We start from the raw sequence: 23,000 nt of genomic DNA, 5'->3' as shown, positions 1-23,000 counted from the left end.
ATGATATTGCCTGTAGTGCGCCGTGAAACTGGTGACGCCCCTCTTGCTTCTGCTTTACACCCTGTAATAGACCGGATTTATCGCGGCAGAAACGTACAAGATGTTAGCGAATTAGAAAATGGTCTGAAGGGCCTTACCCACTTTAATGAGCTTAAGGGTATGGCCGCAGCGGCGAGCATTCTGGCTGACACCATTGAGCAGGATAAGACGCTTATTATTGTAGGTGACTTCGATGCTGATGGCGCGACTAGTATTGCAGTGTGTATTCATGCATTGCACATGATGGGGTTTAATAAGGTTGATTATTTGGTGCCAAATCGTTTTGATTTTGGTTATGGCCTTAGCGTACCTATTGTGGATATTGCCAAGCAACAAGGCGCGGACGTTATTATTACGGTAGATAACGGCATTGCTTGTATTGAAGGTGTGATGCATGCAAAAGCATTGGGCATAGAAGTTATTGTTACCGATCACCACTTACCGGGTGATGAGCTTCCTCCTGCCGATGCTATTGTTAACCCTAATCAACCAGGCTGTACGTTCCCCTCTAAAAACTTAGCTGGGGTAGGCGTGGCGTTTTACATCATGTTAGCGCTTAAAACCGAACTACAACAACGAAACTGGTTTACTGAAAAGCATATTCCAGCGCCTAATTTGGCATCGTTACTAGACATTGTCGCCGTAGGCACGGTGGCCGATGTGGTGGTATTAGATAAAAACAACCGAATTTTGGTACATCAAGGCCTACAGCGAATTCGAGCAGGTAAATGCAGACCGGGTATTAAAGCCTTGGTTGAAGTGGCTAATCGAGACTGCACTCACCTTACCTCTACCGATTTAGGTTTTGTTATTGGCCCTCGCTTAAATGCAGCCGGCAGATTAGACGACATGTCTCAAGGCATAGCTTGTCTGTTAGAAGACGATACTATGCAAGCTCGCATGATAGCCTCGGAGCTAGATGCACTAAACCGCGAACGCCGAGAAATAGAAACTGGAATGAAGGCGCAAGCCGAACAAGTGCTAGAAAAAATGTCTCTCACTGAAGGCGATATTCCTGCCGCATTGGTAGTATATCAAGCGGATTTTCACCAAGGTGTAATTGGTATTGTGGCGGGGCGCCTAAAAGAAAAGTATTTGAAACCGGTTATCGCTTTTGCTCATCAAGACGATACGACCATAAAAGGATCGGCTCGCTCTATCCCAGGGGTGCATATTCGTGATGTACTCGATGAAGTGAATACCCGCTTTCCCGGCGTTATTGATAAATTTGGTGGCCATGCAATGGCAGCCGGTTTGAGTTTACCGGTTGCTAACTTAGCAGCATTCGAAAAGGCCTTCATCGACATTGCTAAGCAGCATGTAGATAAACTAGACGGTAACCAAGTACTACTGTCTGACGGCAGCTTAACGGGACAAGAGTTGTCTTTGTCTTTTGCCCATTTGCTTAGGCAAGCAGGGCCCTTTGGTCAGGGCTTTGAATCGCCACTCTTTGATGGTGAGTTTCAAGTGGTGCAACAACGACTGGTGGGTGAAAAACACTTAAAGCTGGTATTGCGAGAACCTTCAGTGGGCGAAGTAGATGCCATCGCCTTCAACATTGATATTAAAGCGTGGCCGAATGCCATGGTAAAACAGGTACGCATTGCCTACCGATTAGATGTAAATGTATTTCGCGGCCAAGAGTCTGTACAGCTTATTATTGAACAGCTAGAAAGCGCATAAATTAGACAGCTAGAAAGCGCATAAAGGCAAAGCGCGCAGATCATAGCGCTCACTCATCAGAACACAACGTGGTGCAAGGTGACTAATATGAAATCAGAGACTGACAAATTAATCAGCAAGCATGGCCAGTTAAATCAGTCTGATAATATGAAGGTGGTGTCTCATGTTCAGCGTGAAGAAAATGACTGGATACGGCACACGGTAATGTTAGAAGGCATTGATGTCCCGTTTATCTATCGACGAAAAAAGCAGTACCAAAGCTTAAAGGGCGCGCGGGTTAATATCACTTACTACCGACAGGTAGAGGAGGTGGCGGGCATTGAATTTGAAACCATGAAAGTGGTACGCATTAAACGAAGCTAAGCCCACTTATCTGCTAGCGCTGGTAAATAACACACAGGAAAATGAATGAATAACGACTGGTTGACTGCTTTTGTGTTGCACCGCCGAGCCTATCGGGAGACCAGTTATATTGTCGATTTCTTTACCTTAGAACAAGGCAAAATGAGTGCGGTGGCAAAGGGCGTACGTAACAGTAAATCTGATAAAAAAAGTCTGCTTCAACCTTTTCAAGCTCTCAAACTTCAACTTGCCGGTAAATCTGATTTAAAAAATTTGCGGCACGTAGAAAGCACTGCGCCATCCATTAATTTAGCGGGTACGCCGCTATTTTGTGCCATGTACCTCAATGAACTCACCAATAGAATAATGCCTGCTGGCCTTGCCAGTGAAGCGGTGTTTGAGGCTTACGAGCAGGCGCTTACGGCGCTATTTAACGATGATGACATTGAAATTACCCTGCGAAAGTTTGAATTGTCGCTTCTAGATGAAATGGGATTACTGCCTGATTTCACTGAAGATGTAGAGTATGAGATGCCCATTGAAGCAGAAAAACACTATGTGCTTCAGCCTGAGTTTGGCTTTTGTGCGCTGCCAGATGATGTGCCAAATGGCTACACTCGTAAGGGCTTGCCGGGCAGTGCCTTACTTGCCTTAGCTCAAGGTGAATTTACGCCCATGAGCAAACGGGTGGCCAAAGTTTTGTGTCGTGATTTACTCAAGCCGCTAATTGGTGATAAACCGCTAAAAAGTAGAGAATTATTTGTGGTGCGAAAGCACTAGTGCGATAAGTGTTACGCATATTTAATCACGCTTTTTGCCACGTGATAGTTCGAAAGTTTGTTACAATGGCGCTTATTCAATTTTAGACAGGCAATACGCGAAACTTCTATGCTCGCTGATTGCCAAATGCTTGTTCTACTATAGGTATCTGTTAATGAGTACACTTCTTCTTGGCGTTAACATCGATCATATTGCCACACTTCGAAATGCCCGTGGCACCAACTACCCAGATCCGGTGCATGCTGCTGATGTTGCAGAACGCGCGGGAGCAGACGGCATTACCGTTCACTTACGTGAAGATCGTCGCCATATAAAAGACCGAGATGTACGTATTTTGGCGCAAACTATCAATACCCGCCTAAACTTAGAGATGGCGGTTACCGATGAAATGCTCACTATTGCCGAAGAAGTGAAACCGGTATTTTGTTGTTTAGTGCCTGAAAAGCGTGAAGAGCTAACCACTGAAGGCGGTCTTGATGTTGCGGGTAATTTAGCCGTGATGAAACACGCTTGTGACCGTTTAGCGGCTGCAAACATTTTGGTGTCGCTGTTTATCGATGCAGATAAAAAACAAATAGATGCAGCGGTTGAATGCGGTGCACCTTATATAGAAATTCATACAGGCCAGTATGCTGAAGCAACCAGTGAAACAGAGCTTGAAAAAGAGTTAGCCCGATTAGTAGAAGGCATTGAATATGCCGATAAACTAGGGCTTAAAGTGAATGCTGGTCATGGGTTGCATTATCATAACGTGAAACCAATTGCGGCTATCCCTCAACTTATCGAGCTGAATATTGGTCATGCGATTATCGCACGAGCCGCGTTTGATGGCTTAGCGACTGCGGTAGTTGATATGCGCAAACTTATGCTAGAAGCACGAAGCGGCGTGTAAACTCGAACTTCAAAAAAGCACGTTAACGCTAGCAACAACTAAGAGAATACCTTGTGGCCATAGCTGGATTAGGCACAGACATTATTGAAATTGCACGGTTGAATAAAAGCGACGCTACCACTGAGCGCCTCGCTAAACGTGTGCTCACGCCTTACGAACTTACCCTTTATGTTGCTAGCAATGATCCCGTGCGCTACTTAGCCAAGCGTTTCGCCGCTAAAGAGGCTGCTGTTAAAGCCTTGGGCACTGGTATTGGTAATGGAATAAGTTGGCAACATATTGAAGTGCGTAACAATGACCTTGGCGCACCAGAACTTCACTTTTCCGGTGAATTTGCCACGCTGTGTAAACAGCGCGCTATTACCTCTAGCGTAATAAGTATATCTGATGAAATACACTATGCGGTTGCTACCGTTATTCTTGAAAATTAATGTAACGGGAGCACCACGTGGCCATATTTTATAAACCGAGCAAAGGCAAAAACAAAAGCAATGTGAAAGGGAGAGTGCGCGGCGCAGGCTCGGGCGAAAAGCAGCACATTGTAAAAACCAAACAATCTTGGCCCTCGGTTGATGACATCAATGCAGCCAATGAAGCGGTAACCATTGATGGTATGGATTGGCAGGGGCAGGGTGTTGCCCGAGGTGAAACCTTATACTTTGTTGATGGTGCTTTACCTGGTGAAACCGTACAAATAAAAGCGCTTTCAAGCAACAAGCAGATTGTTAACGCAAAAGTCACTAAAGTGAATACACCGTCAGCGCACCGTCAAAAACCGTTTTGCGGGGTGGCAAATCAGTGCGGGGGTTGTCAGCTTCAGCACGTAGAGCCTCAAGAAGCTCTCGCGCTACGAGACGATGCGCTTAAAAGTATGTTCCAGCGTAAACTCGGTTTCAACGAGGGGGCATGGCAAGCGCCCATCAGCGGCGACAGGCCACGCTATCGCCGTAAAGCCCGCCTAGCAATTGATGCAAGAAATCCAGATAAAATAAAACTTGGCTTTCGAGAAAGTGCCGGCAAAAACATTGTTGATATCGACGGTTGCCCGGTTTTAGTTGAGGCACTAAGTCAGCTTATCGCGCCACTTAAATCTGCCATTACAGGCTATGCAAGCGCTCGTCTTGTTGGGCATATCAGCCTATTGGCGGGGGAAAATGCGGTGCAAGTTACTGTGAAGCATACCCGCTCTCTAGCCAACGACTTTATTGCGTCGCTATCCCAGTTTGCTGCGGAACAAAACGTGAATATGACAATCGAAGACGGTAATGGCGATTTTACCTCATTGCATGAAATAGCACCTATCACGTGTAACACAGTAGATGGCTTTTATTTGCAGCCTGGACCGAATGACTTTGTTCAGGTGAACGCAGAAGTAAATACTAAAATGGTGGCACAAGCCCTGTCATGGTTAGCACCAAAAGCCGGAGAACGCATTGCTGATTGGTTCAGTGGTTTAGGTAATTTCACCTTGCCCATTGCTAACAGCGGCGCTACGGTAAGGGCAGTGGAAGGGGTTGCTGAAATGGTGCAGCGCGCCAAAAGTAACGCTCTCGAACAGGGCATTTCCAATGTTGACTGGATGCAGCTTGACTTAGCTGACGAAAAATCAGTGGATAAAGCGCTAGCTGGTGGGTTCGACAAAGTCTTGCTCGACCCGTCTCGTGAGGGGGCTTTGACGGTTTGTCATGCACTAGTCCGCGCTATGCCAAATACGATAGTGTATGTTTCTTGCAACCCGAACACTTTTTCGCGGGATGCGCGTATTCTGATAGATGGAGGTTATCAAATGCAAAAAGCGGGTGTGATTGAAATGTTTCCCTTTACCCATCACATGGAAACGATGGCGCTATTTACACGCCAACAGCAATAGCGAGCAGCGGTTATGGTGACAACAAGAAAAGTGCATGCAGCCGATAGACCTCCCTTTGAGGTTTGGCTAGACAGCCTCGATTTAAGTGAAGAAACCAAAGACAAACTACGCAGTGTGTCTTCTATGCCAGAGCGGCTTCTCGTCGGCCAAGAAATGGTCGAAATACTCTGTCAGTTAAATATGGATGATGTCACCTTGCAGGCGGCATTGGTCTTTCCTTACTGCGAACAACATTGTTTAACCGAAGCGGATATTGAGCAAGAGTTTGATAGTGAAATTCGTGACTTAGTCGTGGGTGTAAGGCGTATGGACGCCATTAAAACCTTACATGCTAGAAAAGCTAATGGCTCGCCGTTCAACGAAAAATCTGATGAACAACATATAGATAGTATTCGGCGTATGTTGCTAGCTATGGTTGAAGACGTACGTGCCGTTGTGATTAAAATGGCAGAACGTATTTGCGCCCTTCAACAAGCGAAAAAAGCAGATGAGGAAACGCGGGTTATGGTGGCCCGTGAATGTGCCAGCATTTATGCCCCATTGGCTAACCGTTTAGGCATTGGTCAATTAAAGTGGGAACTGGAAGATTTAGCCTTTCGCTATCTGCACCCTATTACCTACAAACAAATCGCGAAGCAACTTGACGGTAAACGTCGAGAGAGAGCGGATTATATCGATGGTATCGTTGATGATCTTCAATCATTAATGAATAGCGAAAACATTCGCGCCGATGTGTACGGCAGGCCAAAACACATTTTCAGCATTTGGAAAAAAATGCAGAAAAAGCGCCTTACCTTTGAGCAACTTTTCGATATACGTGCCGTACGGGTTATCGCCGAGCGGTTACAAGATTGTTATGCCGCGCTTGGCACGGTGCACGCCAGCTACAAGCATTTACCCAATGAATTCGACGATTACATCGCCACCCCTAAATCTAACGGCTATCAGTCTATCCACACAGTTATTGTGGGCCCTGAAGGTAAGCCAGTAGAAATTCAAATTCGTACGCACAAAATGCATCAAGATGCCGAGCTAGGTGTTGCTGCACATTGGAAGTACAAAGAAGGCAGTACGGGTAAGCAGTCGGGCTACGATGAACGCATAAACTGGCTTCGCCGCATATTAGCGTGGCAAGAAGAAGTGGCCGAATCTGGCGATATGGTGGAAGAGCTGCGCAGTCAGGTATTTGATGATCGCGTGTATGTATTTACCCCAAAAGGCGATGTTATCGACTTGCCTCAAGGCGCTACGCCCCTCGACTTTGCCTATTATATTCACAGTAACGTAGGGCATCGCTGTATTGGCGCCAAAGCCAATGGACGCATTGTGCCTTTTACTTATCAGCTGCATAGCGGCGACCAAGTGGAAGTGCTCACAGGCAAAGAGCTGAACCCCAGCCGAGATTGGATGCACCCAGGTTTGGGCTATGTGCACTCATCTCGCGCCCGCGCTACTATTCATTCGTACTTTAAAAAGCAAGATAGGGATAAAAACCTAACCGCAGGTAAAGAGCTGCTAGAGCGAGAACTGCATCGCGCCCACTTGCCGACTAAAATAGCCAGTGAAGTGTACGAGAAGTTTAACGGCCATAGTGCTGATGATCTCTATGCGGCCATAGGCACGGGTGATGTAAGGGTGATGCAAGTGATTAACTTCATCCATTTCTTACAAGAACCAGAGCCAGAAGAGCCTGAAATTAGCCCTAAAGTAAAAACAAAGCGTACGGCTAAGGGCGCAGGCAAAAAGGATGCAGTGGTAGTACAAGGTGTTGGTCATTTAATGAGCCAGCTGGCCAATTGTTGTAAACCCGTTCCTGGTGAACCCATTATGGGGTATATCACGCAAGGGCGTGGGGTAAGCGTACATAAGGAAAGCTGCGATCAATTGCAGCATTTGCTTGAACAGCACCCAGAACGCCAAATTGAAGTGAATTGGTCACAAGAGCTTAAGGTCGGGTTTGAAACTTCAGTCGATATCTTCTGCCATGACAGAACCGGTTTATTACGTGATATCACAACCGTACTCGCCAATGAAAATGTGCCATTACTGGGTGTGAATAGTTTAAGTGATAAACACAGGCAAACGGCGCTAATTACCATTTCAATTGAAGTACAAGACTTAGATACTTTATCAAAAGTACTTGCACGTTTACGTCAGTTAAAAGGCATTACGGATGCAAAACGCAAACAATTCTGAGTTGCCTGAGGTAAAACGACTTCAAGAAATAATGGCAAAGCTTCGAGATCCAAAGTCTGGTTGCCCTTGGGATGTTCAGCAAACCATGGAAAGCCTAACCCGTTATACTATTGAAGAAGCCTACGAAGTGGCTGATGCTATCGCGAAAGGTGAGCCTTCGGATATTCGTGACGAACTGGGCGATTTGCTGTTTCAAGTGGTGTTCTATTCCCGCATTGCAGAGGAAGAGGGCAGTTTTACATTTAATGATGTGGCAAAAAGCATTAGTGACAAAATGACTCGCCGTCATCCTCATGTATTTGGTGACCCTTCTTCTCAGCCAAGTAGCGAGGAAGGTTTAACTGCACAGTGGGAAAGTATAAAAGCCCAAGAAAAAGCCCTCAAACAACAGGCCTTAAAGCAAAACCTGAATGCCACTTCGAACACTAAGGGCGGTGAACCGGCTTTGCCCAGTCTTCTTGATGATGTACCGGTGGGAATGCCGGCATTAATGTATGCCCAAAAACTTCAAAAAGCCTGTGCAAAGGTAGGTTTTGATTGGCCAGAAGTGGCGCCTGTTTTGGATAAAGTGCGAGAAGAAGTTGAAGAGATTCAACAAGAGCTTGATGCCGACACTCTGAATCAGCAAGCCTTAGAGGAAGAAATAGGCGATACATTGTTTGCTATGGTAAATCTGGCAAGACATTGTAAAGTAGATGCCGATACGGCGCTGCGTAATGCCAGTAATAAGTTCGCTAAGCGCTTTAAAGTGGTAGAGTCTTTAGCTCATGAATTAGCTTCTGACGACTTAGCGATAAAAAACCGCGAGCCTGAGAGTGAAGCGTCACCCTTGGCATACATGACGCTTGATGAAATGGAAGCGCTATGGCAGCAAGCGAAAATCACCACTGCTAAGTCATAACGCTTTATAGGTGCTATTAAAAAGCTTAGCTGTTATAGCTTACTCGCTACTTTGGCTTCTAAACTTTCTATTTCTGCTCTGCGCCCTTTATCCGCAATAGGGCGGTTTTGTTTTTCAGGCGCGCTTTTGGCTAATATTAAATGCCGAGCAGCCTCTTCATATTCGCCATCATCAAACAAGTATTCTGCATAAAAGTAGTGGGTATCCATACTGTTTGGGTAAAGCGCTAGCGCCTTTTCAAACAAGCGCGCTGCTTTTTTGTCACTGCCAAAAGCAACCGGCCAGCCAGGTACATTGTGATACAACGCCGCTAATACGGTTAATGCAGTCCCTTCTAATACTTGCTCATCTGCCTCTATGGCTTTTTCTAGGTTTGCTCTTGCCGCTTTGGCAAAGTCTAATGCGCCCAAACCACCTTTTGCTTTTGCGGCACTAGATTGAGTGATGGCTAACCACGTCAGCGCTTCGGCGCTGTTATTAGATGATGCAACAAAGGCTTCTGCATCAGCAATAAGCGCTAAAAAGGCTTTTTCTTTTTCGCTGCTATCAGCTTCATAATTGATTGACGCCCACTGCTGCTGAATATCAAGCAATGTGCTGTTGTTGTCTGCGAAGGTAAGATTTGCATAAACCATAAGAAAGATACAAACCGAGATAAGTCCACGTGTACTGCGCATTGTGGGGTTCCTAATTGATGATAAGTAGATTTTTAGGCGGGTGTTTTACCAGTAATACGGGGTATAAAACAAGAAAAATGGCCACACCAGGTAATTATTCGGCTAAAAGCGCCTTGATGGCTTTTTCTTTCTCTAAATCCCAGCGGGCGTAATCAAGCACATAAGGTAAAGAATGGTTTTGCAGTAAATGCCTAGCGCGACGAGGATCGTCCGCCAATGACAGGGCGAATTTATGAGATTCGAATTTATTAAATAGAGTTTCAAGTGTGCCGTTTTCAATAAGTCGTGACAGGCCAATACGAATTCTTTTTGCTAAAGCACTGTTATCAGGATGCACGAAGAAGTATTCGTAATTGGGGTAAATAAGAAGATGATTTTTATCGATAGTAACGGGCTTATCGGCATGACGTATTAAGTCTGTTTTTACCTCAATAACATTTCGAGGAAAGCCATCCACAATGCCTTTTTCCACCATGGTGTACATTGACGTAAACCATAAACTCCATTCTTCGCCCGCCGCATTAAACCCATTAGATTTAAGAACGTGTAAGTCGGGCCAGTCGTTTCCCTGCACCAAGGTGCGGGTCTTAAGCTCATCGGTACTTAATGCATGTGGAAAGTTGTGTTGGGCATCTTTTGCAATCACGAGTACGCGATACCCAGCCAATCCTTTTAGGAGGGGAAATTTGATTGGGGTTAGTAATTTCTCACGCTCAGCATTAGTCACACTCCACATTATATGGGCATCACCTTTTAACAGGGATACTACTTGCCGACTTTGTGACATTGGGTGAGGGTGTAGGGAAATCTGTGCTTCACCATATTCGGGAGTTGCCGAAAATACAGCTTCAAGAACTTTTCGCTGATACAAACCATAATTGTCATCGGCGAATGCTTGAGTGAGCGTAACATCATTAGATTCGGCTTTAACATGTGTACTTGCCATAAATTGAAGCACAACTAAAACCAAGGCCGATAAACGCATTATTTCCCTATTCATTCTCTTCAAAAAAATCTTCTACTTGAAATTAACGGAATTAATTAGGCTTGTCACGGTTTCTGTAGAAACTTTGTGCAGAAAAAGAACCCTTAATTGCAAATTAGGGGTTCGCATTTTCGTCAAAACCTGTATAATTCGCGCCCTGCCCAGTTACGCCCACCTTTGGGAAGGTGGAAGAATCGACCGGCTCGAAGGGGTCTTTGTGTTGATTTTATGGTGATTTCTGGTGTTCAGAAATCAGTAACGACGATATTATTCGGGTGATATTTAAATGAAAACTTTTGTTGCAAAGCCAGAAACGGTACAACGTGACTGGTACGTGGTTGACGCCACAGACAAAACTCTAGGCCGTTTGGCTTCAGAAATCGCATTGCGCCTTCGTGGTAAGCATAAGCCAGAGTACACTCCTCATGTGGACACTGGTGATTACATTGTAGTTATCAATGCTGATAAAATTACGGTTACTGGCCGTAAAGCATTGAACAAAATCTATTATGCACACAGTGGCTATCCAGGTGGTCTGAAAGAAACTAACTTTGAAAAGCTGCTAGCTTTCAAACCAGAAATGGTTATTGAGAAAGCAGTGAAAGGAATGCTGCCAAAAGGTCCTCTAGGCCGTGCAATGTTCCGTAAAATGAAAGTTTACGCTGGTGCAGAACATAAGCACGCAGCACAGCAACCACAAGTTTTGGACATCTAAGGGGCAATCGAAATGGCAGATACTCAATACTACGGCACCGGCCGCCGCAAAAGTTCTACCGCTCGTGTGTTCCTGCGTCCAGGCTCAGGTAACATTCAAGTAAACAAACGTGCTCTAGACGAGTACTTTGGTCGCGAGACTGAGTGCATGGTTGTTCGTCAACCTCTAGAACTTGTTGAAATGTTGGAAAAGTTTGACCTATACGTCACTGTTAAAGGTGGTGGTTCTAACGGTCAAGCTGGCGCAATTCGTCACGGCATCACTCGCGCTCTTATGGAGTACGATGAGACGTTACGTCCTGCTCTACGTAAAGCTGGCTTCGTTACTCGTGACGCTCGTCAAGTTGAACGTAAGAAAGTGGGTCTACACAAAGCGCGTAAGCGTCCACAGTTCTCAAAACGTTAATTTTACGTTTTATGCAAAAAACCCGGCTTATGCCGGGTTTTTTATTTTCTGGCTAAAAATACCTATTTTCTTAAGCTGCTAATAATCATATCCCTTCATGATGCAAAATTACTTACGCATCCGGCCTTATAAACTTTTAAGTTCAAATTGCTCATAAAGCTAACAATGTTTTAATAAAAGCGCTGATTTGGCCGAATTTCGGTCAAATTCTTGATTTTATTCCAATCACTCACTAATTCTTAACAATGACCCCAGATTAATTTATTGCTTAAATACCAGTAAAACCTTGTGTTTATAAGGGCTTTTCTTTTATCATTTGCGGTCGAAATTTGACGAAACTTTAGTGAATTCTCGAAAGAGCACATAAGTGCCTTCGAGTTAACTTCATGACAAGCCATATGATGGGCGATCCTAACGTGATAAAACCAGTAAAAGTTAGGGTTATACATCATAATTATCCGAACCTGGAGAAATGTGGATGAGCAATGTATCTGTAGATGCAACAGAGTCTGCACACAATGACAACCAGCCAGAAAACAACACCCGTCGTCGGTTCTTGACCGTTGCCACGTCGGTAGTTGGTGGTGTAGGTGTTGTTGGAGCGGCAGTGCCTTTTATTGCGTCCTGGAATCCAAGTGCCAAAGCGAAAGCGGCCGGTGCTGACGTTGAAGTAGATATCAGCGGGATTGAACCTGGACAGCTAGTGCGTGTGATGTGGCGAAGCAAGCCTGTATGGATTGTTCGTCGTACCCCTGAAATTCTGGAAGAATTGAGCACTCACGAAGATAAACTGAAAGATCCTAACTCTGAAGCAGAGCAACAACCTACGTTTGCCCAGAACCGTTTCCGTTCTATGAAAGAAGAGTACCTTATCTTAGTCGGTATTTGTACGCATCTAGGTTGCTCACCGCAGCACCTTAAAGATGGTGCTTTCGAAGAAGTGGTTGAAGGGGTTCCAGATGGTTTCTTCTGCCCATGTCACGGTTCTAAGTTTGATATGGCTGGTCGTGTATTCCAAAACGTACCTGCGCCATTGAACCTTGTTGTACCGCCTTATCAGTTCGTTGATGATACAAATATCATCCTCGGCTCAGAAGCGGAGGCTGTGTAATATGAATGCTTTTTTAGAGTGGATTGAAGCGCGTATTCCAATTATGCGTGTGGCGAATATGCACGCCATCCAATACCCAGCCCCTAAAAACATGAACTTTTGGTACGTGTTTGGATTCTTGGCTACCATCGTTTTAGTTAACCAAATTATTACTGGAATCTGGTTAACAATGAATTTCGTACCGACTTCTGAAGGTGCGTTCGCGTCTGTTGAATACATCATGCGTGAAATCGATTACGGATGGATCATTCGCTATATGCACAGTACTGGCGCTTCGGCGTTTTTCATTGTGGTATATCTGCATATGTTCCGCGGCATGATTTACGGTTCTTACCAAAAGCCTCGTGAATTGCTTTGGGTGTTTGGTATGTTTATCTACCTTGCGCTAATGGCTGAAGCCTTCATGGGCTATGTATTGCCTTGGGGACAAATGTCTTACTGGGGGGCACAGGTAATTGTATCGCTATTTGGTGCGATTCCAGTTGTAGGTCCAGACTTAGTTATCTGGCTACAAGGTGACTATGTTATCTCGGGTGCTACGCTAAACCGATTCTTTGCACTGCACGTTATTGCATTGCCATTGGTTATTGTTATTTTAGTGTTCCTACACATTATTGCGCTACACGAAGTGGGTTCAAACAACCCAGACGGTATTGCCATTAAGCATAAGAAAGGCTCGTTACCTGAGTCAGAAAAGACTAAGTTCCAAATTCATGAGTACTACACTAGCAAGTATGATATCGCTGATGACATCTTGCCATTCTTCCCGCACATGGTGCTGAAAGACTTGGTAGCATTCTGTATTTTCTTAGCCTTGTTCACGTATATCTTGTTCTTCGCACCTGAAATGGGCGGCAAGTTCCTTGAGCATCCTAACTTTGAAATTGCGAACCCGTTGAAAACACCTGAACATATCTTCCCTGTTTGGTACTTCACGCCGTTCTACGCCATTCTTAAGGCCGTACCTGATAAGCTAATTGGTGTACTTGCTATGTTTGGTGCTATCGCAGCCCTGTTCGCTTTACCATGGATAGATCGCGGTCGTGTTAAATCGTGGCGCTATCGTTGTGGTTTACACACAGTAAACCTTATTGTGTTCGCAATTGTGTTCGTTTTCTTAGGTTACTTAGGTGCGACACCTCAAGAAAACTGGAAGATTGTTGCGTCGCAAATCGCGACTGTTATGTACTTTGGTTTCTTCGTGTTGTTGTTCCTATACAGCCGTAACGAGAAAACTAAGCCTGTACCAGAGAGGATTGCCTAATGAAAAAATTGATGTGCTTTTTAGCATTTTTTCTACCGGGTGTAGCGTTAGCCGCTGGTGGTAGTGTGCATCTTGATAAGGCACCTATCGACCTAACCGACAAGGCCTCGTTGCAACGTGGTGCGCAGTTGTTCATGAACTACTGCTTAGGCTGTCACTCAATGAAGTATCAGCGCTATCAGCGTACGTTTGCCGATTTAGGTATTCCTGACGAACTAGGAACTGAAAACCTTCAGTTCACTGGCGAGAAGGTTGCTGATTATATTACTCGAGCAATGCCTGAAGATGCAGCGGCAGGTTGGTTTGGTGCTGCGCCACCAGACTTAACGCTAGTAGCTCGTGTTCGTGGTGAAGATTGGATTTATACTTATCTACGTTCTTTCTACGTAGATGAGAGCCGTCCATTTGGAGTGAACAATAAAGTATTCCCAGAAGTGGGTATGCCGCATGTGCTTCAACCTTTGCAAGGTACACCAACTGAAATGCACGAAGAAGTTATGGTTGACGGCGAAATGGTTGAACAATATGTGGGCATCAAATCTGATGGTACAGGTTCAATGTCTCCAGATGAGTACGACCAAGCGGTTGCTGACATTGTTAACTTCTTAGAGTACACCGGTGAGCCAGCTAAGCTAGATTCACACCGTATTGGTAAATGGGTACTAATCTTCATTGCCGTACTGTTTGTATTTGTTTACTTGCTGAAGAAAGAATACTGGCGAGAAGTGCACTAATCGCACAGAATTATGTATAATAGCAAAAGGGGGCTTCTCGCCCCCTTTTTTAGTATTTGAATTTCGCCCGATTTAGCGGGCATAACTAGTTTCTCGACGGAGGAAATTGAATGGCCGTAGCCGCGAATAAACGTTCTATTATGACGTTGTTCTCTGACACAATTGATATTTACAGCCATCAGGTGCGTATTGTGTTGGCAGAAAAAGGTGTGGGTGTTGAAATAAGCTACACAGATCCTAGTAATCTGTCAGAAGATCTGTTGGAGTTAAACCCTTACGGAACCGTTCCAACTCTTGTTGATCGTGAACTGGTGCTTTATAAATCGCATATCATCATGGAATACCTTGATGAGCGTTTCCCGCATCCACCACTTATGCCTGTTTATCCGGTATCTCGTGGCCAAAGCCGTCTTATGATGCACCGCATCGAGCAAGACTGGTATTCGTTAGCAGCTCGTATCTTCCGTGGTGAAGGTAACGTTGAAGCTGCGCGTAACGATTTACGTGAAGCGCTACTTGCACTAGCACCTGTATTTGGTGAATTGCCTTACTTCATGAGCGAAGAATTCAGCTTAGTTGATTGTTATCTTGCTCCGTTATTATGGCGCTTACCTGCATTAGGTATTGAGCTAAATGGCGCAGGTAGCAAAGAAATTAATGCATACATGAACCGTATTTTCTCTCGCAGTTCATTTAAAGCATCGCTTACCGATCAAGAGCGCGAGATCCACAACCCACTATGACATCTATGACGTCTAATCAGCCCTACCTATTAAGGGCCTTTTACGAATGGATAGTGGACAACGATCTCACCCCATACATTGTTGTTGATGCAACTAATGAAATGGTGGAAGTGCCTTTAGAGTTTGTTAAGGACGGGCAAATCGTTTTAAACGTGTCGCCTAGTGCATGTGTGAACTTCTCATTGGACCTAACCGGGCTTTCTTTTCAAGCTCGTTTTGGTGGCCAACCAAGAAGATTAAGCATGCCTAGCGAAGCCATTATGGCGATTTATGCACGTGAAAATGGCGCCGGTACTGTATTTGCTACCGAAGAGGAGATGGCCAAAACAAGTAAGCCATCTGAACCTCAAGCCACTGGGCCTGCATCTATTGAGGACGTCGACGCGTCTGATAATACAGATGCACCCGTTCCCCCTAAAAAGGGAAAGCCTACCTTAAAAGTTATTAAATAAGCATTCTGACTTCCTGCTGCCTTAGCAGGAAGTCAGCTTATTCTTTACCATTCAAATATGTAGCTAGCTACGCTTTCTGTTACTTTCCCAGTTTACTAATATAGTTATTAACATTGACTAGTTTGAAGGTGAACTGATGCAAAACGCCCCCGTTAAAGACCTTATTGAGTTTAGTGATTTTGAAAAGCTGGATATTCGTGTAGGTACAATTATCGAGCTTGCCGAGGTGGAAAAGTCTAAAAAGCTGATGAAGCTCACAGTAGATTTTGGTGCTCATCAACGCTCAATTCTTGCGGGTATTAAACAATAGCGTGAAAACCCTTTCGAAATTAAGGGCAAGCAAGCGTTGTTTGTCGTTAATTTACCCGAGCAAAAGATGGCGGGCGAAGTATCCCAAGGTATATTGTTTGATATTGGCTACGCCGATAAGTTAACGCCTTGTTTGGCCATGCCTGAAACACCAATGCCAAATGGTAGTAGAGCAGGTTAGGTAGAATAACTCGGTATCTTTGCCCGTATCAGCAGCGAAGCTCTTTGTGCTAAAATAAACAATAAGTATCAAGTGGCCTAATTTATGGCAGTTTAATTCGCCAAAGGATGCCTATTTGTATCGTTATTGTTTTGTGTCTGTCTTTTGGTGCCGTCATCATGTTCAAACAAGAAATTAAAACGCTCATCGAGAATAAGCTTACCGAAGATGGCTTATTTGAAACCGGTGTTAAAGGTGTACAGCTATTCAGAGTGACCGAAGGGGTTCGTTGTGCACCTGCGGTGTACGAGCCTACGGTAGTGGCGATTGTCAGTGGTACCAAAGAGGCGATACTAGATGGGAAGTCTTATGTCTATGGCACTGACCAATACATGTGCTGCAGCATGTCTATGCCTGTAGAGGCGGGCACGCCTAGTGCGTCACCCGACAATCCACTGTTGGGGGTATTCATTTCCCTTGATACTCCTGTGATGACCGAGCTTACCATGGAAGTAGAGCGGGCTTGCGGCATGCAAAGACAATCAAAAGGAGCTAAGTTTCCGCCAAGTATTGCATTGTCTGATTGGGACAATGACTTTGCTGAAGCGCTAATGCGATTATTGCAGTTAAGCCAAAATACGGCGGATACCGCTGTACTTGGCGACAGTCGCCTTCGCGAAGTCTATTACGCTATATTGAAAGGGGGGGCTGGCGAATCGGCAAGACGCGCATTTGGGGTTGGCAATGAAATTGCTCGCGCCATCGACTATTTATCAACGCGTTTAGATGAAACGGTCACCATCGAGGATATGGCATCACAAGTAGGCATGAGTAGGGCGGTATTCCATCGCAAGTTCAAACAAGCGACAAGCATGTCGCCAATTCAATTTATAAAGTCTATGCGGTTGAATACAGCAGCTATGAAAATTGTAGGTGGTATGAACGTGAATGAAGCCGCGATGGATGTGGGTTACGTAAGCTCATCTCAATTTAGCCGAGAGTTCAAACGTTTGTATGGTCAAGCACCCAAGCAATGGAGCCGCGATAGGCAAATACCCGCAGGATTGCTTGAATATTAAACTAAAGGTGTAAGCCGATTGTATTGCATTGTCGTAAATATATTGGGATGGTAAATAAGTGCATTACACCTTGTAAAATCGAACAGTATATTTACGACTAACCACAAGATTGTAAAAGAAATTTCGTTCTTCAAGCACAAAAACTATTGGTCATAAAATAAAAATAATAGGCAGTGCAGTAGTGGAACAATTACTTTTAAACAACCGACAAAAATTACAAGCGGCTATTCCTCTCATTAACAGCTACAACGATAGGTTTGATGATTTGAACCATTGGTGGGGCAAAATCTCGCTTATAGGTAAAATTAACAGCCATAATGTATCGGATAGCATCTTACAAGAGATGCTTAGCACCAAAGAGAAATTCTCTGAGTTACAGGGGCGGCTCATTCAAAACCTGATGAAAGAGCACTTGTTGAAACGTTTGGCTGATGATCATAATAAATCCCAAGTCGCTATCGATATTCTTATCAGAAATTTGTTTGAACGTACTGCGGATGTAGGCTTTCTGGCTACTGATGATGATATCCGAGCTTTCTTGCTCAACACCGACTTGCAATCTGAAGACATTAACAATATTCGCTATCGTCTAGAAGAATACGTAAAGAAATACAGTGTATATGATGAAATTCTTCTTCTCGATACGCAGGGTCGGGTAAAGGCTAATTTGGACAGTGATAATCCGGTTGAATTTAGCGAAGACCCGCTAATTTCGAAAACCTTATCGTCTAAAGATGACTATACAGAAACCTTTCGTTATTCAGATCTTCAACCTCACAAGCGCAATGCATTAATTTATTCATGCGCGATTAGGGAAAGTAACGAAAAGGACGCAAGAACCCTAGGTGTTCTTTGTTTATGTTTTAAATTCGACGATGAAATGCAGTCTATTTTTAGGAACTTGCAATCTGAACGTGCCGCTAGCAGTATTATGATTGTATCTGAAAACAGAGAAGTCATGGCGACTAGCCATTCACAAAAATTCAAAATTGGTGAAAAAATACCTAAGTGTGGTTCCCCTGACTTAGTCACTATAAAACACAATAGCTTTATATCCACAACGTCGGCAACCAAGGGATACCAAGGCTTTAGAGGCTTATCATGGCAGGGCGTAGCTATGACGCCATTAACTAACGCTTTCAAGCATTCAAATGATACCGTGCAACTTCAAACAGACTCTTGTCAGTTACTTAATTCAAAACTCTTTTCCGATGAATTGAAGCAAATATTCAAAACATCGATGTTAATCAATGACGATCTGAGTTTAGTGGTATTGAATGGTATTATTGCTGCCGCGCGCAACAATGCTGTTGAATTCATGCCGGTACTTTCTGAGATCAAATCGACCGGCGAGAGCATAGCGTTAATTTTTTCTAATTCTATCGATAACCTACAATCTACCGTGATAAGCGCACGGCTTGGTGATGTAAGGTTTTGCGCAAGTTTAGCGGTCGATATTATGGATCGAAACTTATACGAAAGAGCGAACGATTGTCGTTGGTGGGCACTCACCACTGCGTTCCGACAGCACTTGCAACTTCCCACTGTTACGCCTGATGCCCAACAGGAAATATCAGACATTCTTGGTTACATTAATGACCTCTACACGGTTTACACCAATTTATACGTTTACGATAAAAATGGCATTATTGTCGCGGTATCTAACAAAGAACATGCGTCAGTGGTTGGAGACAAAGTTGATGCGCATAGTGGCGCTATAGATGCGTTAAGTTGTACAGATTCACAAAAATATTCGGTGTCGAGATTCGTTCCGAGCCCGCAGTACAATAACAAGCCCACTTACATCTACAACGCGTCAATTACCAGCTTAAAACAAAATAATGTTGTGGGCGGGATAGGCATTGTGTTTGATAGCGCCCCACAATTTAGTGAAATGTTAAACGATTCGTTACCAAAAGATGAAAGCGGGCATACTTTGATGGGCTGTTTTGGCATGTTTTGTCAGCGTGACGGCATGATCATTTCTTCTACAGAAGGTTGCCCTCAACACGTTGGGGAGGTTATTGAGATAGAATCATCTCTTTTAGGCTTAGCTAATGGTGAGAAAGACTCGCGTATTATAAATTACCAAGGGAAGAAATACGCAATAGGTATTGCTGCGTCTAAAGGGTATAGAGAATATAAGACAACGGGTGATTATCAAAATGATGTGGTGGCCTTCATCATGATGCCAAGCTAAATAACCTTAAAGCAACCTGTAAGCGATTGTCGCGGCCTTACATTAAAAACAGGGTCGCAGTGCCAAGGAATGCAAATATACCCACTACATCAGTGATGGTAGTGAGTATTACGCTTCCGGCTAGTGCAGGGTCTATTTTCAAACGTTTCATAATGAGTGGCAAGGTAGCGCCTGCCATTGCCGCGGCTATCATATTAACCAACATGGCAAAGGCGATAATGATGCCTAGCATGTAGTCTTGTTTCCAAAGTGCTATTACCGAAGCAATTAAGATTGCCCAAATCGCACCGTTTAAGAAACCGATAGATATTTCTTTGCTAATTAACCAGCGGGAGTTATTGGCATTAACGTGCCCAAGTGCCATACCACGAATAACGAGGGTGAGTGTTTGGTTACCCGCTACGCCGCCCATACTAGGTACTATGGTATTGAGTATGGCTAGTACAGCTAATTGGCTTAATGTGGCTTCAAATAAATCGCTTACCATGGCTGCCATTAGCGCGGTAACCAGGTTTACAGCCAGCCATACTGAGCGTCGCTTGGTACTTTGAAGTACGGGGGCAAAGGTATCTTCGTCATCGTCTAAACCCGCCATACTCATCATGGAGTGCTCGGCATCTTCACGAATAATATCAACCACGTCATCAATAGTAATTCGGCCGACTAAACGGTGTTTTTCATCAACCACCGGGGCCGATAACCAGTTATAACGTTCGAACAAGCTGGCTACTTCATCATCTGGCATATGAACAGGAATAGCTTCAGACTCTTCATCCATCACATCCGATACCTTGGCTTCGGTTTCTGCGGTAAGTAATCGCGTAACCGGAACGATACCGACTAAATTGTCAGTTCGATTCACTACATAAAAGGTATCGGTGTTTTCAGGTAATTCACCTTTAAGGCGAATATAACGAAGTACAACATCAATGGTCACGTCAGGGCGAAGAGTGATGGTATCGGTGTTCATGATGAACCCGGCGGTCTCTTCACCGTAAGACAGCGCTTGCTCAGCTCTGACTCTGTCTTGTGCATCCATTGAATCAAGAATGTCTTGCAGCACTGGTTCTGGAAGGCTGCTAAGGGTAACCGCTAAGTCATCGGTATCCATTTCTTCTAACGCGTCTACTACGTTGGCAGGCAGCATCTTGGTGATGATACCGTTACGTACATCGTCAGAGAGTTCTTCTAGAATATCACCGTGGAAATCACCATCAATAAGCTCCCATAGTTCGTCACGGGTGCGGCTTGGGCTAGATTCGAGAATATGTGCAACATCAGAAGGGGGTAATTCCAGCAGAAGCTTACGTACAGAAACAAATTGGCCGTTAATTAACGCGCCATTAAGTGCCCTGAGTTGGCTTTGTACGTATTTTGAGACCAGCGCTTCTGCCACTGCTTTTGCCTAAAAATGGAATTCTTTATAACGATAGGATATCGCACTTGCCATGACGCTGTCATGACAAAAGCGCAGCGGGGACAGACAATTACAGCTTATATGATGAAATTATAAGCGGCTTTATACTGAAAATAGTAACACGGGCAGGCGCAGTATTACTCGTCTTCGTTAAAACGGCCTTCAATTAAGGTTTCAATGGCGTTTAATGCTGCTTCAGCATCATTACCTTCAACCACAACGTTCACCTGTTCACCTTGGTGGCTTTCTAGCATCATTAAGCCCAACACACTGTTTGCATCGGCTTTCTTATCGCCTTTAACCAGCACGATTTTAGCGTCAAATTGATTGGCTAATTGAACCAACTGGGTAGCAGCACGGGCATGTAAGCCCAGTTTATTGACGATAGTCAGTGTTTTTTCAATGGTCATTACTGGTTTAACTCGCGGTGGCGAATTTGTACATCAGGGTGCATTTCGCCAAAGGTTTTCGCTAACGATTGAGCAATAAATACTGAGCGGTGCTGACCGCCAGTACACCCAATCGCAATGGTGACATAACTACGGTTATTGCGTTCCAAATGTGGCAGCCATGTGGTTATTAAGTTCTGAATTTGCCAAATAAATTTTGTCACAACAGGCTGAGAGCCCAAAAACACTTCCACAGGCGCGTCTAAGCCAGTTAAGTGCTTTAAATCTGGTTCCCAATGGGGGTTAGGTAGAAAGCGGGCGTCAAATACATAGTCGGCATCTTTAGGTATGCCGTGCTTGAAGCCAAACGATTCAAACACCAATACCAAGCGAGAACTTTTCTTACCTAGAATTCGCTCGCGGATAAGCTCTGCGAGTTGATGGATGGTGAGCTTATCTGTATCAATATACAAATCGGCGCGCTCAACAATAGGCGCAAGTAAATCTGATTCGGCTTTTATCGATTCAGATAAGGACTTGTTGAGCTTGGCTAACGGGTGAAGTCGGCGTGTTTCGCTAAAGCGCTTAACCAGCACATCGTCGCTGGCGTCGATGTACACAATGGTCATAGACCAAGACGAGGGTAGGTAATCTAAGATCTCTACCAAGTCGGCTGGATTTTTGGGCAGGTTTCTTACGTCGATACTTACCGCGACTTGGTCATATTCATCAACCACAGTATGGGTAAGGGTAGGGAGAAGGTTAACCGGAATATTATCTACGCAATAGTAGCCTAAGTCTTCAAGGGCACGTAGCGCAACTGATTTTCCTGAACCGGATCGACCACTGATAATAATCAGTTTCACCTGCATTTCTCCCTTTAAAATATGGTGCTGTGCTTTATTAGCTTAAAGCCGTAATAATGTCGTCACTGGTGGAGGCCCGCCTAATGGCTTTCACCGTTTCTTTATCACTTAGTTTACCGGCAACGGTAGCAAGTGTTTGTAAGTGACCCTCTGTTTTCTCTTCAGGCACTAACAAGGCAAAGAATATATCTACGGGTTGATCGTCAAGCGCATCAAAATCGATGGCAGGGTTACTGGTTACAATAATGGCGATAACATGTTCTAAACCCGGTAATCGACCGTGAGGCAATGCAATGCCATTGCCAATACCCGTACTTCCCATGCGTTCACGGGCAAGTAGGCTAGCTAACACTGTGGCCTGATCGATGTCGGGATTATTTTTAGCGGCAATGTCGCTAATAATCTCTAGAATACGTTTTTTACTATTACATTGAACCGCACACTCGGTGCGGTCCAAACTTACTATGGCTTGAATTTCCATACTAATATTTAGTGCTTTTTCAGCTTTTCCTTATGCTTGATAACTTGCCTGTCGAGCTTGTCGATCATGCTATCTATCGCCGCATACATGTCTGTATTATGAGATGAAGCAAACACTTCTGCGCCGCTAAGGTGCATGGTGGCTTCGGCTTTTTGATTGAGTTTTTCGACGTTCAGGATGACATGCACATTAGATATGTGATCAAAGTGACGCTCTAGTTTGCTGAACTTAGTATCGACATAGCTACGCAAAGAGTCAGTAATTTCGACATGATGACCGGTAAGGTTGATTTGCATATTTCGTCTTCCTT

Annotated in this window: 26 protein-coding genes; 19 read left to right on the top strand and 7 right to left on the bottom strand. The window is 44.4% G+C overall.

Going from position 1 to position 23,000, the window contains the following annotated elements:
- The 8 genes from recJ (at position 1) to mazG (ending at position 8,703) form a co-directional block, all read left to right on the top strand.
- Complete coding sequence (recJ, locus tag J8L84_RS05850; protein WP_211070036.1) at positions 1-1,722, top strand: single-stranded-DNA-specific exonuclease RecJ; 1,722 nt, start codon at positions 1-3, stop codon at positions 1,720-1,722.
- 87 nt (positions 1,723-1,809) lie between these two features.
- On the top strand, positions 1,810-2,085 hold the full coding sequence (locus J8L84_RS05845) for a hypothetical protein (RefSeq protein WP_211069861.1): 276 nt from the start codon (positions 1,810-1,812) through the stop codon (positions 2,083-2,085).
- Between the two features lie 45 nt (positions 2,086-2,130).
- Complete coding sequence (recO, locus tag J8L84_RS05840; RefSeq protein ID WP_211069860.1) at positions 2,131-2,844, top strand: DNA repair protein RecO; 714 nt, start codon at positions 2,131-2,133, stop codon at positions 2,842-2,844.
- 154 nt (positions 2,845-2,998) lie between these two features.
- Positions 2,999-3,736 (top strand): pyridoxine 5'-phosphate synthase, encoded by a 738-nt coding sequence (gene pdxJ / locus J8L84_RS05835; protein ID WP_211069859.1) that lies wholly within the window; start codon positions 2,999-3,001, stop codon positions 3,734-3,736.
- Positions 3,737-3,789: 53 nt separating this feature from the next.
- Positions 3,790-4,167, top strand: coding sequence for a holo-ACP synthase (gene acpS, locus J8L84_RS05830; RefSeq protein ID WP_057793791.1), 378 nt, complete (start codon positions 3,790-3,792; stop codon positions 4,165-4,167).
- 17 nt (positions 4,168-4,184) lie between these two features.
- On the top strand, positions 4,185-5,606 hold the full coding sequence (gene rlmD / locus J8L84_RS05825; protein ID WP_211069858.1) for a 23S rRNA (uracil(1939)-C(5))-methyltransferase RlmD: 1,422 nt from the start codon (positions 4,185-4,187) through the stop codon (positions 5,604-5,606).
- 12 nt (positions 5,607-5,618) lie between these two features.
- A complete protein-coding gene (gene relA, locus J8L84_RS05820) occupies positions 5,619-7,802 on the top strand; it encodes a GTP diphosphokinase (protein ID WP_211069857.1) in 2,184 nt (727 codons plus the stop codon).
- On the top strand, positions 7,780-8,703 hold the full coding sequence (gene mazG / locus J8L84_RS05815) for a nucleoside triphosphate pyrophosphohydrolase (protein WP_211069856.1): 924 nt from the start codon (positions 7,780-7,782) through the stop codon (positions 8,701-8,703). The genes relA and mazG overlap by 23 nt, the downstream gene beginning before the upstream one ends.
- 32 nt (positions 8,704-8,735) lie before the next feature.
- On the opposite strand, the gene J8L84_RS05810 is transcribed toward mazG, so the two are convergent.
- Both J8L84_RS05810 and J8L84_RS05805 read right to left on the bottom strand, forming a co-directional pair.
- Positions 8,736-9,380, bottom strand: a complete 645-nt coding sequence (locus J8L84_RS05810; protein ID WP_211069855.1) for a hypothetical protein — start codon at positions 9,378-9,380, stop codon at positions 8,736-8,738.
- A 94-nt stretch (positions 9,381-9,474) separates the two neighbouring features.
- Complete coding sequence (locus J8L84_RS05805) at positions 9,475-10,365, bottom strand: hypothetical protein (protein ID WP_211069854.1); 891 nt, start codon at positions 10,363-10,365, stop codon at positions 9,475-9,477.
- 286 nt (positions 10,366-10,651) lie between these two features.
- On the opposite strand from J8L84_RS05805, the gene rplM reads away from it, so the two are divergent.
- The 11 genes from rplM to J8L84_RS05755 all read left to right on the top strand — a co-directional run bounded on the left by rplM (position 10,652) and on the right by J8L84_RS05755 (position 19,537).
- Positions 10,652-11,080, top strand: a complete 429-nt coding sequence (gene rplM / locus J8L84_RS05800) for a 50S ribosomal protein L13 (RefSeq protein ID WP_013785378.1) — start codon at positions 10,652-10,654, stop codon at positions 11,078-11,080.
- 12 nt (positions 11,081-11,092) lie between these two features.
- Positions 11,093-11,485: a 30S ribosomal protein S9 gene (rpsI, locus tag J8L84_RS05795; RefSeq protein WP_013785377.1), complete on the top strand. Its 393-nt coding sequence runs from the start codon at positions 11,093-11,095 to the stop codon at positions 11,483-11,485.
- Between the two features lie 478 nt (positions 11,486-11,963).
- Positions 11,964-12,596 carry a ubiquinol-cytochrome c reductase iron-sulfur subunit gene (gene petA, locus J8L84_RS05790; protein WP_013785371.1) on the top strand — a complete coding sequence of 211 codons (633 nt, stop codon included), beginning with the start codon at positions 11,964-11,966 and terminating at the stop codon, positions 12,594-12,596.
- A 1-nt stretch (position 12,597) separates the two neighbouring features.
- Positions 12,598-13,860, top strand: a complete 1,263-nt coding sequence (locus tag J8L84_RS05785; RefSeq protein WP_013785370.1) for a cytochrome bc complex cytochrome b subunit — start codon at positions 12,598-12,600, stop codon at positions 13,858-13,860.
- The gene (locus tag J8L84_RS05780; protein ID WP_057793768.1) at positions 13,860-14,594 is read left to right on the top strand and encodes a cytochrome c1; all 735 of its coding nucleotides are present in this window, start codon (positions 13,860-13,862) and stop codon (positions 14,592-14,594) included. Before J8L84_RS05785 ends, J8L84_RS05780 begins: the two co-directional genes overlap by 1 nt.
- A gap of 110 nt (positions 14,595-14,704) precedes the next feature.
- Complete coding sequence (gene sspA, locus J8L84_RS05775) at positions 14,705-15,337, top strand: stringent starvation protein SspA (RefSeq protein WP_013785368.1); 633 nt, start codon at positions 14,705-14,707, stop codon at positions 15,335-15,337.
- On the top strand, positions 15,334-15,789 hold the full coding sequence (locus J8L84_RS05770) for a ClpXP protease specificity-enhancing factor (RefSeq protein WP_126872494.1): 456 nt from the start codon (positions 15,334-15,336) through the stop codon (positions 15,787-15,789). Before sspA ends, J8L84_RS05770 begins: the two co-directional genes overlap by 4 nt.
- 136 nt (positions 15,790-15,925) lie before the next feature.
- Positions 15,926-16,099 (top strand): hypothetical protein, encoded by a 174-nt coding sequence (locus J8L84_RS20405; protein WP_247670589.1) that lies wholly within the window; start codon positions 15,926-15,928, stop codon positions 16,097-16,099.
- Positions 16,100-16,135: 36 nt separating this feature from the next.
- Positions 16,136-16,279 (top strand): hypothetical protein, encoded by a 144-nt coding sequence (locus J8L84_RS20400; RefSeq protein ID WP_247670588.1) that lies wholly within the window; start codon positions 16,136-16,138, stop codon positions 16,277-16,279.
- A 158-nt stretch (positions 16,280-16,437) separates the two neighbouring features.
- Positions 16,438-17,337 (top strand): AraC family transcriptional regulator, encoded by a 900-nt coding sequence (locus J8L84_RS05760; protein WP_211069853.1) that lies wholly within the window; start codon positions 16,438-16,440, stop codon positions 17,335-17,337.
- A gap of 181 nt (positions 17,338-17,518) precedes the next feature.
- Positions 17,519-19,537: a cache domain-containing protein gene (locus J8L84_RS05755; protein ID WP_211069852.1), complete on the top strand. Its 2,019-nt coding sequence runs from the start codon at positions 17,519-17,521 to the stop codon at positions 19,535-19,537.
- A 37-nt stretch (positions 19,538-19,574) separates the two neighbouring features.
- Here the strand turns inward: J8L84_RS05755 and mgtE are convergent, their stop codons facing one another.
- The 5 genes from mgtE to hpf form a co-directional block, all read right to left on the bottom strand.
- The gene (gene mgtE / locus J8L84_RS05750) at positions 19,575-20,933 is read right to left on the bottom strand and encodes a magnesium transporter (RefSeq protein ID WP_211069851.1); all 1,359 of its coding nucleotides are present in this window, start codon (positions 20,931-20,933) and stop codon (positions 19,575-19,577) included.
- Between the two features lie 158 nt (positions 20,934-21,091).
- Positions 21,092-21,364, bottom strand: coding sequence for an HPr family phosphocarrier protein (locus J8L84_RS05745; protein ID WP_013785364.1), 273 nt, complete (start codon positions 21,362-21,364; stop codon positions 21,092-21,094).
- Positions 21,364-22,209 carry an RNase adapter RapZ gene (rapZ, locus tag J8L84_RS05740; RefSeq protein WP_041453031.1) on the bottom strand — a complete coding sequence of 282 codons (846 nt, stop codon included), beginning with the start codon at positions 22,207-22,209 and terminating at the stop codon, positions 21,364-21,366. The genes J8L84_RS05745 and rapZ overlap by 1 nt, the downstream gene beginning before the upstream one ends.
- Before the next feature lie 37 nt (positions 22,210-22,246).
- On the bottom strand, positions 22,247-22,690 hold the full coding sequence (gene ptsN, locus J8L84_RS05735; RefSeq protein WP_211069850.1) for a PTS IIA-like nitrogen regulatory protein PtsN: 444 nt from the start codon (positions 22,688-22,690) through the stop codon (positions 22,247-22,249).
- Positions 22,691-22,698: 8 nt separating this feature from the next.
- A complete protein-coding gene (gene hpf, locus J8L84_RS05730) occupies positions 22,699-22,986 on the bottom strand; it encodes a ribosome hibernation promoting factor (protein WP_013785361.1) in 288 nt (95 codons plus the stop codon).
- Positions 22,987-23,000: the final 14 nt, after the last annotated feature.

It is taken from the genome of Alteromonas sp. MMG017 (assembly GCF_018100795.1).
In the GTDB taxonomy this organism is placed as follows: domain Bacteria; phylum Pseudomonadota; class Gammaproteobacteria; order Enterobacterales; family Alteromonadaceae; genus Alteromonas.
Note: the sequence above shows the minus strand (reverse complement) of the source record. Positions and strands in the feature narration are given on the sequence as shown.

Bases quoted from the DNA above. Each gene is read 5' to 3' on its own strand.
- recO (WP_211069860.1), top strand. From the start codon at position 2,131: ATGAATAACGACTGGTTGACTGCTTTTGTGTTGCACCGCCGAGCCTAT.
- sspA (WP_013785368.1), top strand. From the start codon at position 14,705: ATGGCCGTAGCCGCGAATAAACGTTCTATTATGACGTTGTTCTCTGAC.
- J8L84_RS05845 (WP_211069861.1), top strand. From the start codon at position 1,810: ATGAAATCAGAGACTGACAAATTAATCAGCAAGCATGGCCAGTTAAAT.
- J8L84_RS20405 (WP_247670589.1), top strand. From the start codon at position 15,926: ATGCAAAACGCCCCCGTTAAAGACCTTATTGAGTTTAGTGATTTTGAA.
- rpsI (WP_013785377.1), top strand. From the start codon at position 11,093: ATGGCAGATACTCAATACTACGGCACCGGCCGCCGCAAAAGTTCTACC.
- recJ (WP_211070036.1), top strand. From the start codon at position 1: ATGATATTGCCTGTAGTGCGCCGTGAAACTGGTGACGCCCCTCTTGCT.
- relA (WP_211069857.1), top strand. From the start codon at position 5,619: ATGGTGACAACAAGAAAAGTGCATGCAGCCGATAGACCTCCCTTTGAG.
- J8L84_RS05770 (WP_126872494.1), top strand. From the start codon at position 15,334: ATGACATCTATGACGTCTAATCAGCCCTACCTATTAAGGGCCTTTTAC.
- petA (WP_013785371.1), top strand. From the start codon at position 11,964: ATGAGCAATGTATCTGTAGATGCAACAGAGTCTGCACACAATGACAAC.
- J8L84_RS05745 (WP_013785364.1), bottom strand. From the start codon at position 21,364: ATGACCATTGAAAAAACACTGACTATCGTCAATAAACTGGGCTTACAT.
- pdxJ (WP_211069859.1), top strand. From the start codon at position 2,999: ATGAGTACACTTCTTCTTGGCGTTAACATCGATCATATTGCCACACTT.
- rplM (WP_013785378.1), top strand. From the start codon at position 10,652: ATGAAAACTTTTGTTGCAAAGCCAGAAACGGTACAACGTGACTGGTAC.
- J8L84_RS05785 (WP_013785370.1), top strand. From the start codon at position 12,598: ATGAATGCTTTTTTAGAGTGGATTGAAGCGCGTATTCCAATTATGCGT.
- J8L84_RS05780 (WP_057793768.1), top strand. From the start codon at position 13,860: ATGAAAAAATTGATGTGCTTTTTAGCATTTTTTCTACCGGGTGTAGCG.
- ptsN (WP_211069850.1), bottom strand. From the start codon at position 22,690: ATGGAAATTCAAGCCATAGTAAGTTTGGACCGCACCGAGTGTGCGGTT.
- J8L84_RS05805 (WP_211069854.1), bottom strand. From the start codon at position 10,365: ATGCGTTTATCGGCCTTGGTTTTAGTTGTGCTTCAATTTATGGCAAGT.
- J8L84_RS05760 (WP_211069853.1), top strand. From the start codon at position 16,438: ATGTTCAAACAAGAAATTAAAACGCTCATCGAGAATAAGCTTACCGAA.
- mazG (WP_211069856.1), top strand. From the start codon at position 7,780: ATGCAAAACGCAAACAATTCTGAGTTGCCTGAGGTAAAACGACTTCAA.
- hpf (WP_013785361.1), bottom strand. From the start codon at position 22,986: ATGCAAATCAACCTTACCGGTCATCATGTCGAAATTACTGACTCTTTG.
- J8L84_RS05810 (WP_211069855.1), bottom strand. From the start codon at position 9,380: ATGCGCAGTACACGTGGACTTATCTCGGTTTGTATCTTTCTTATGGTT.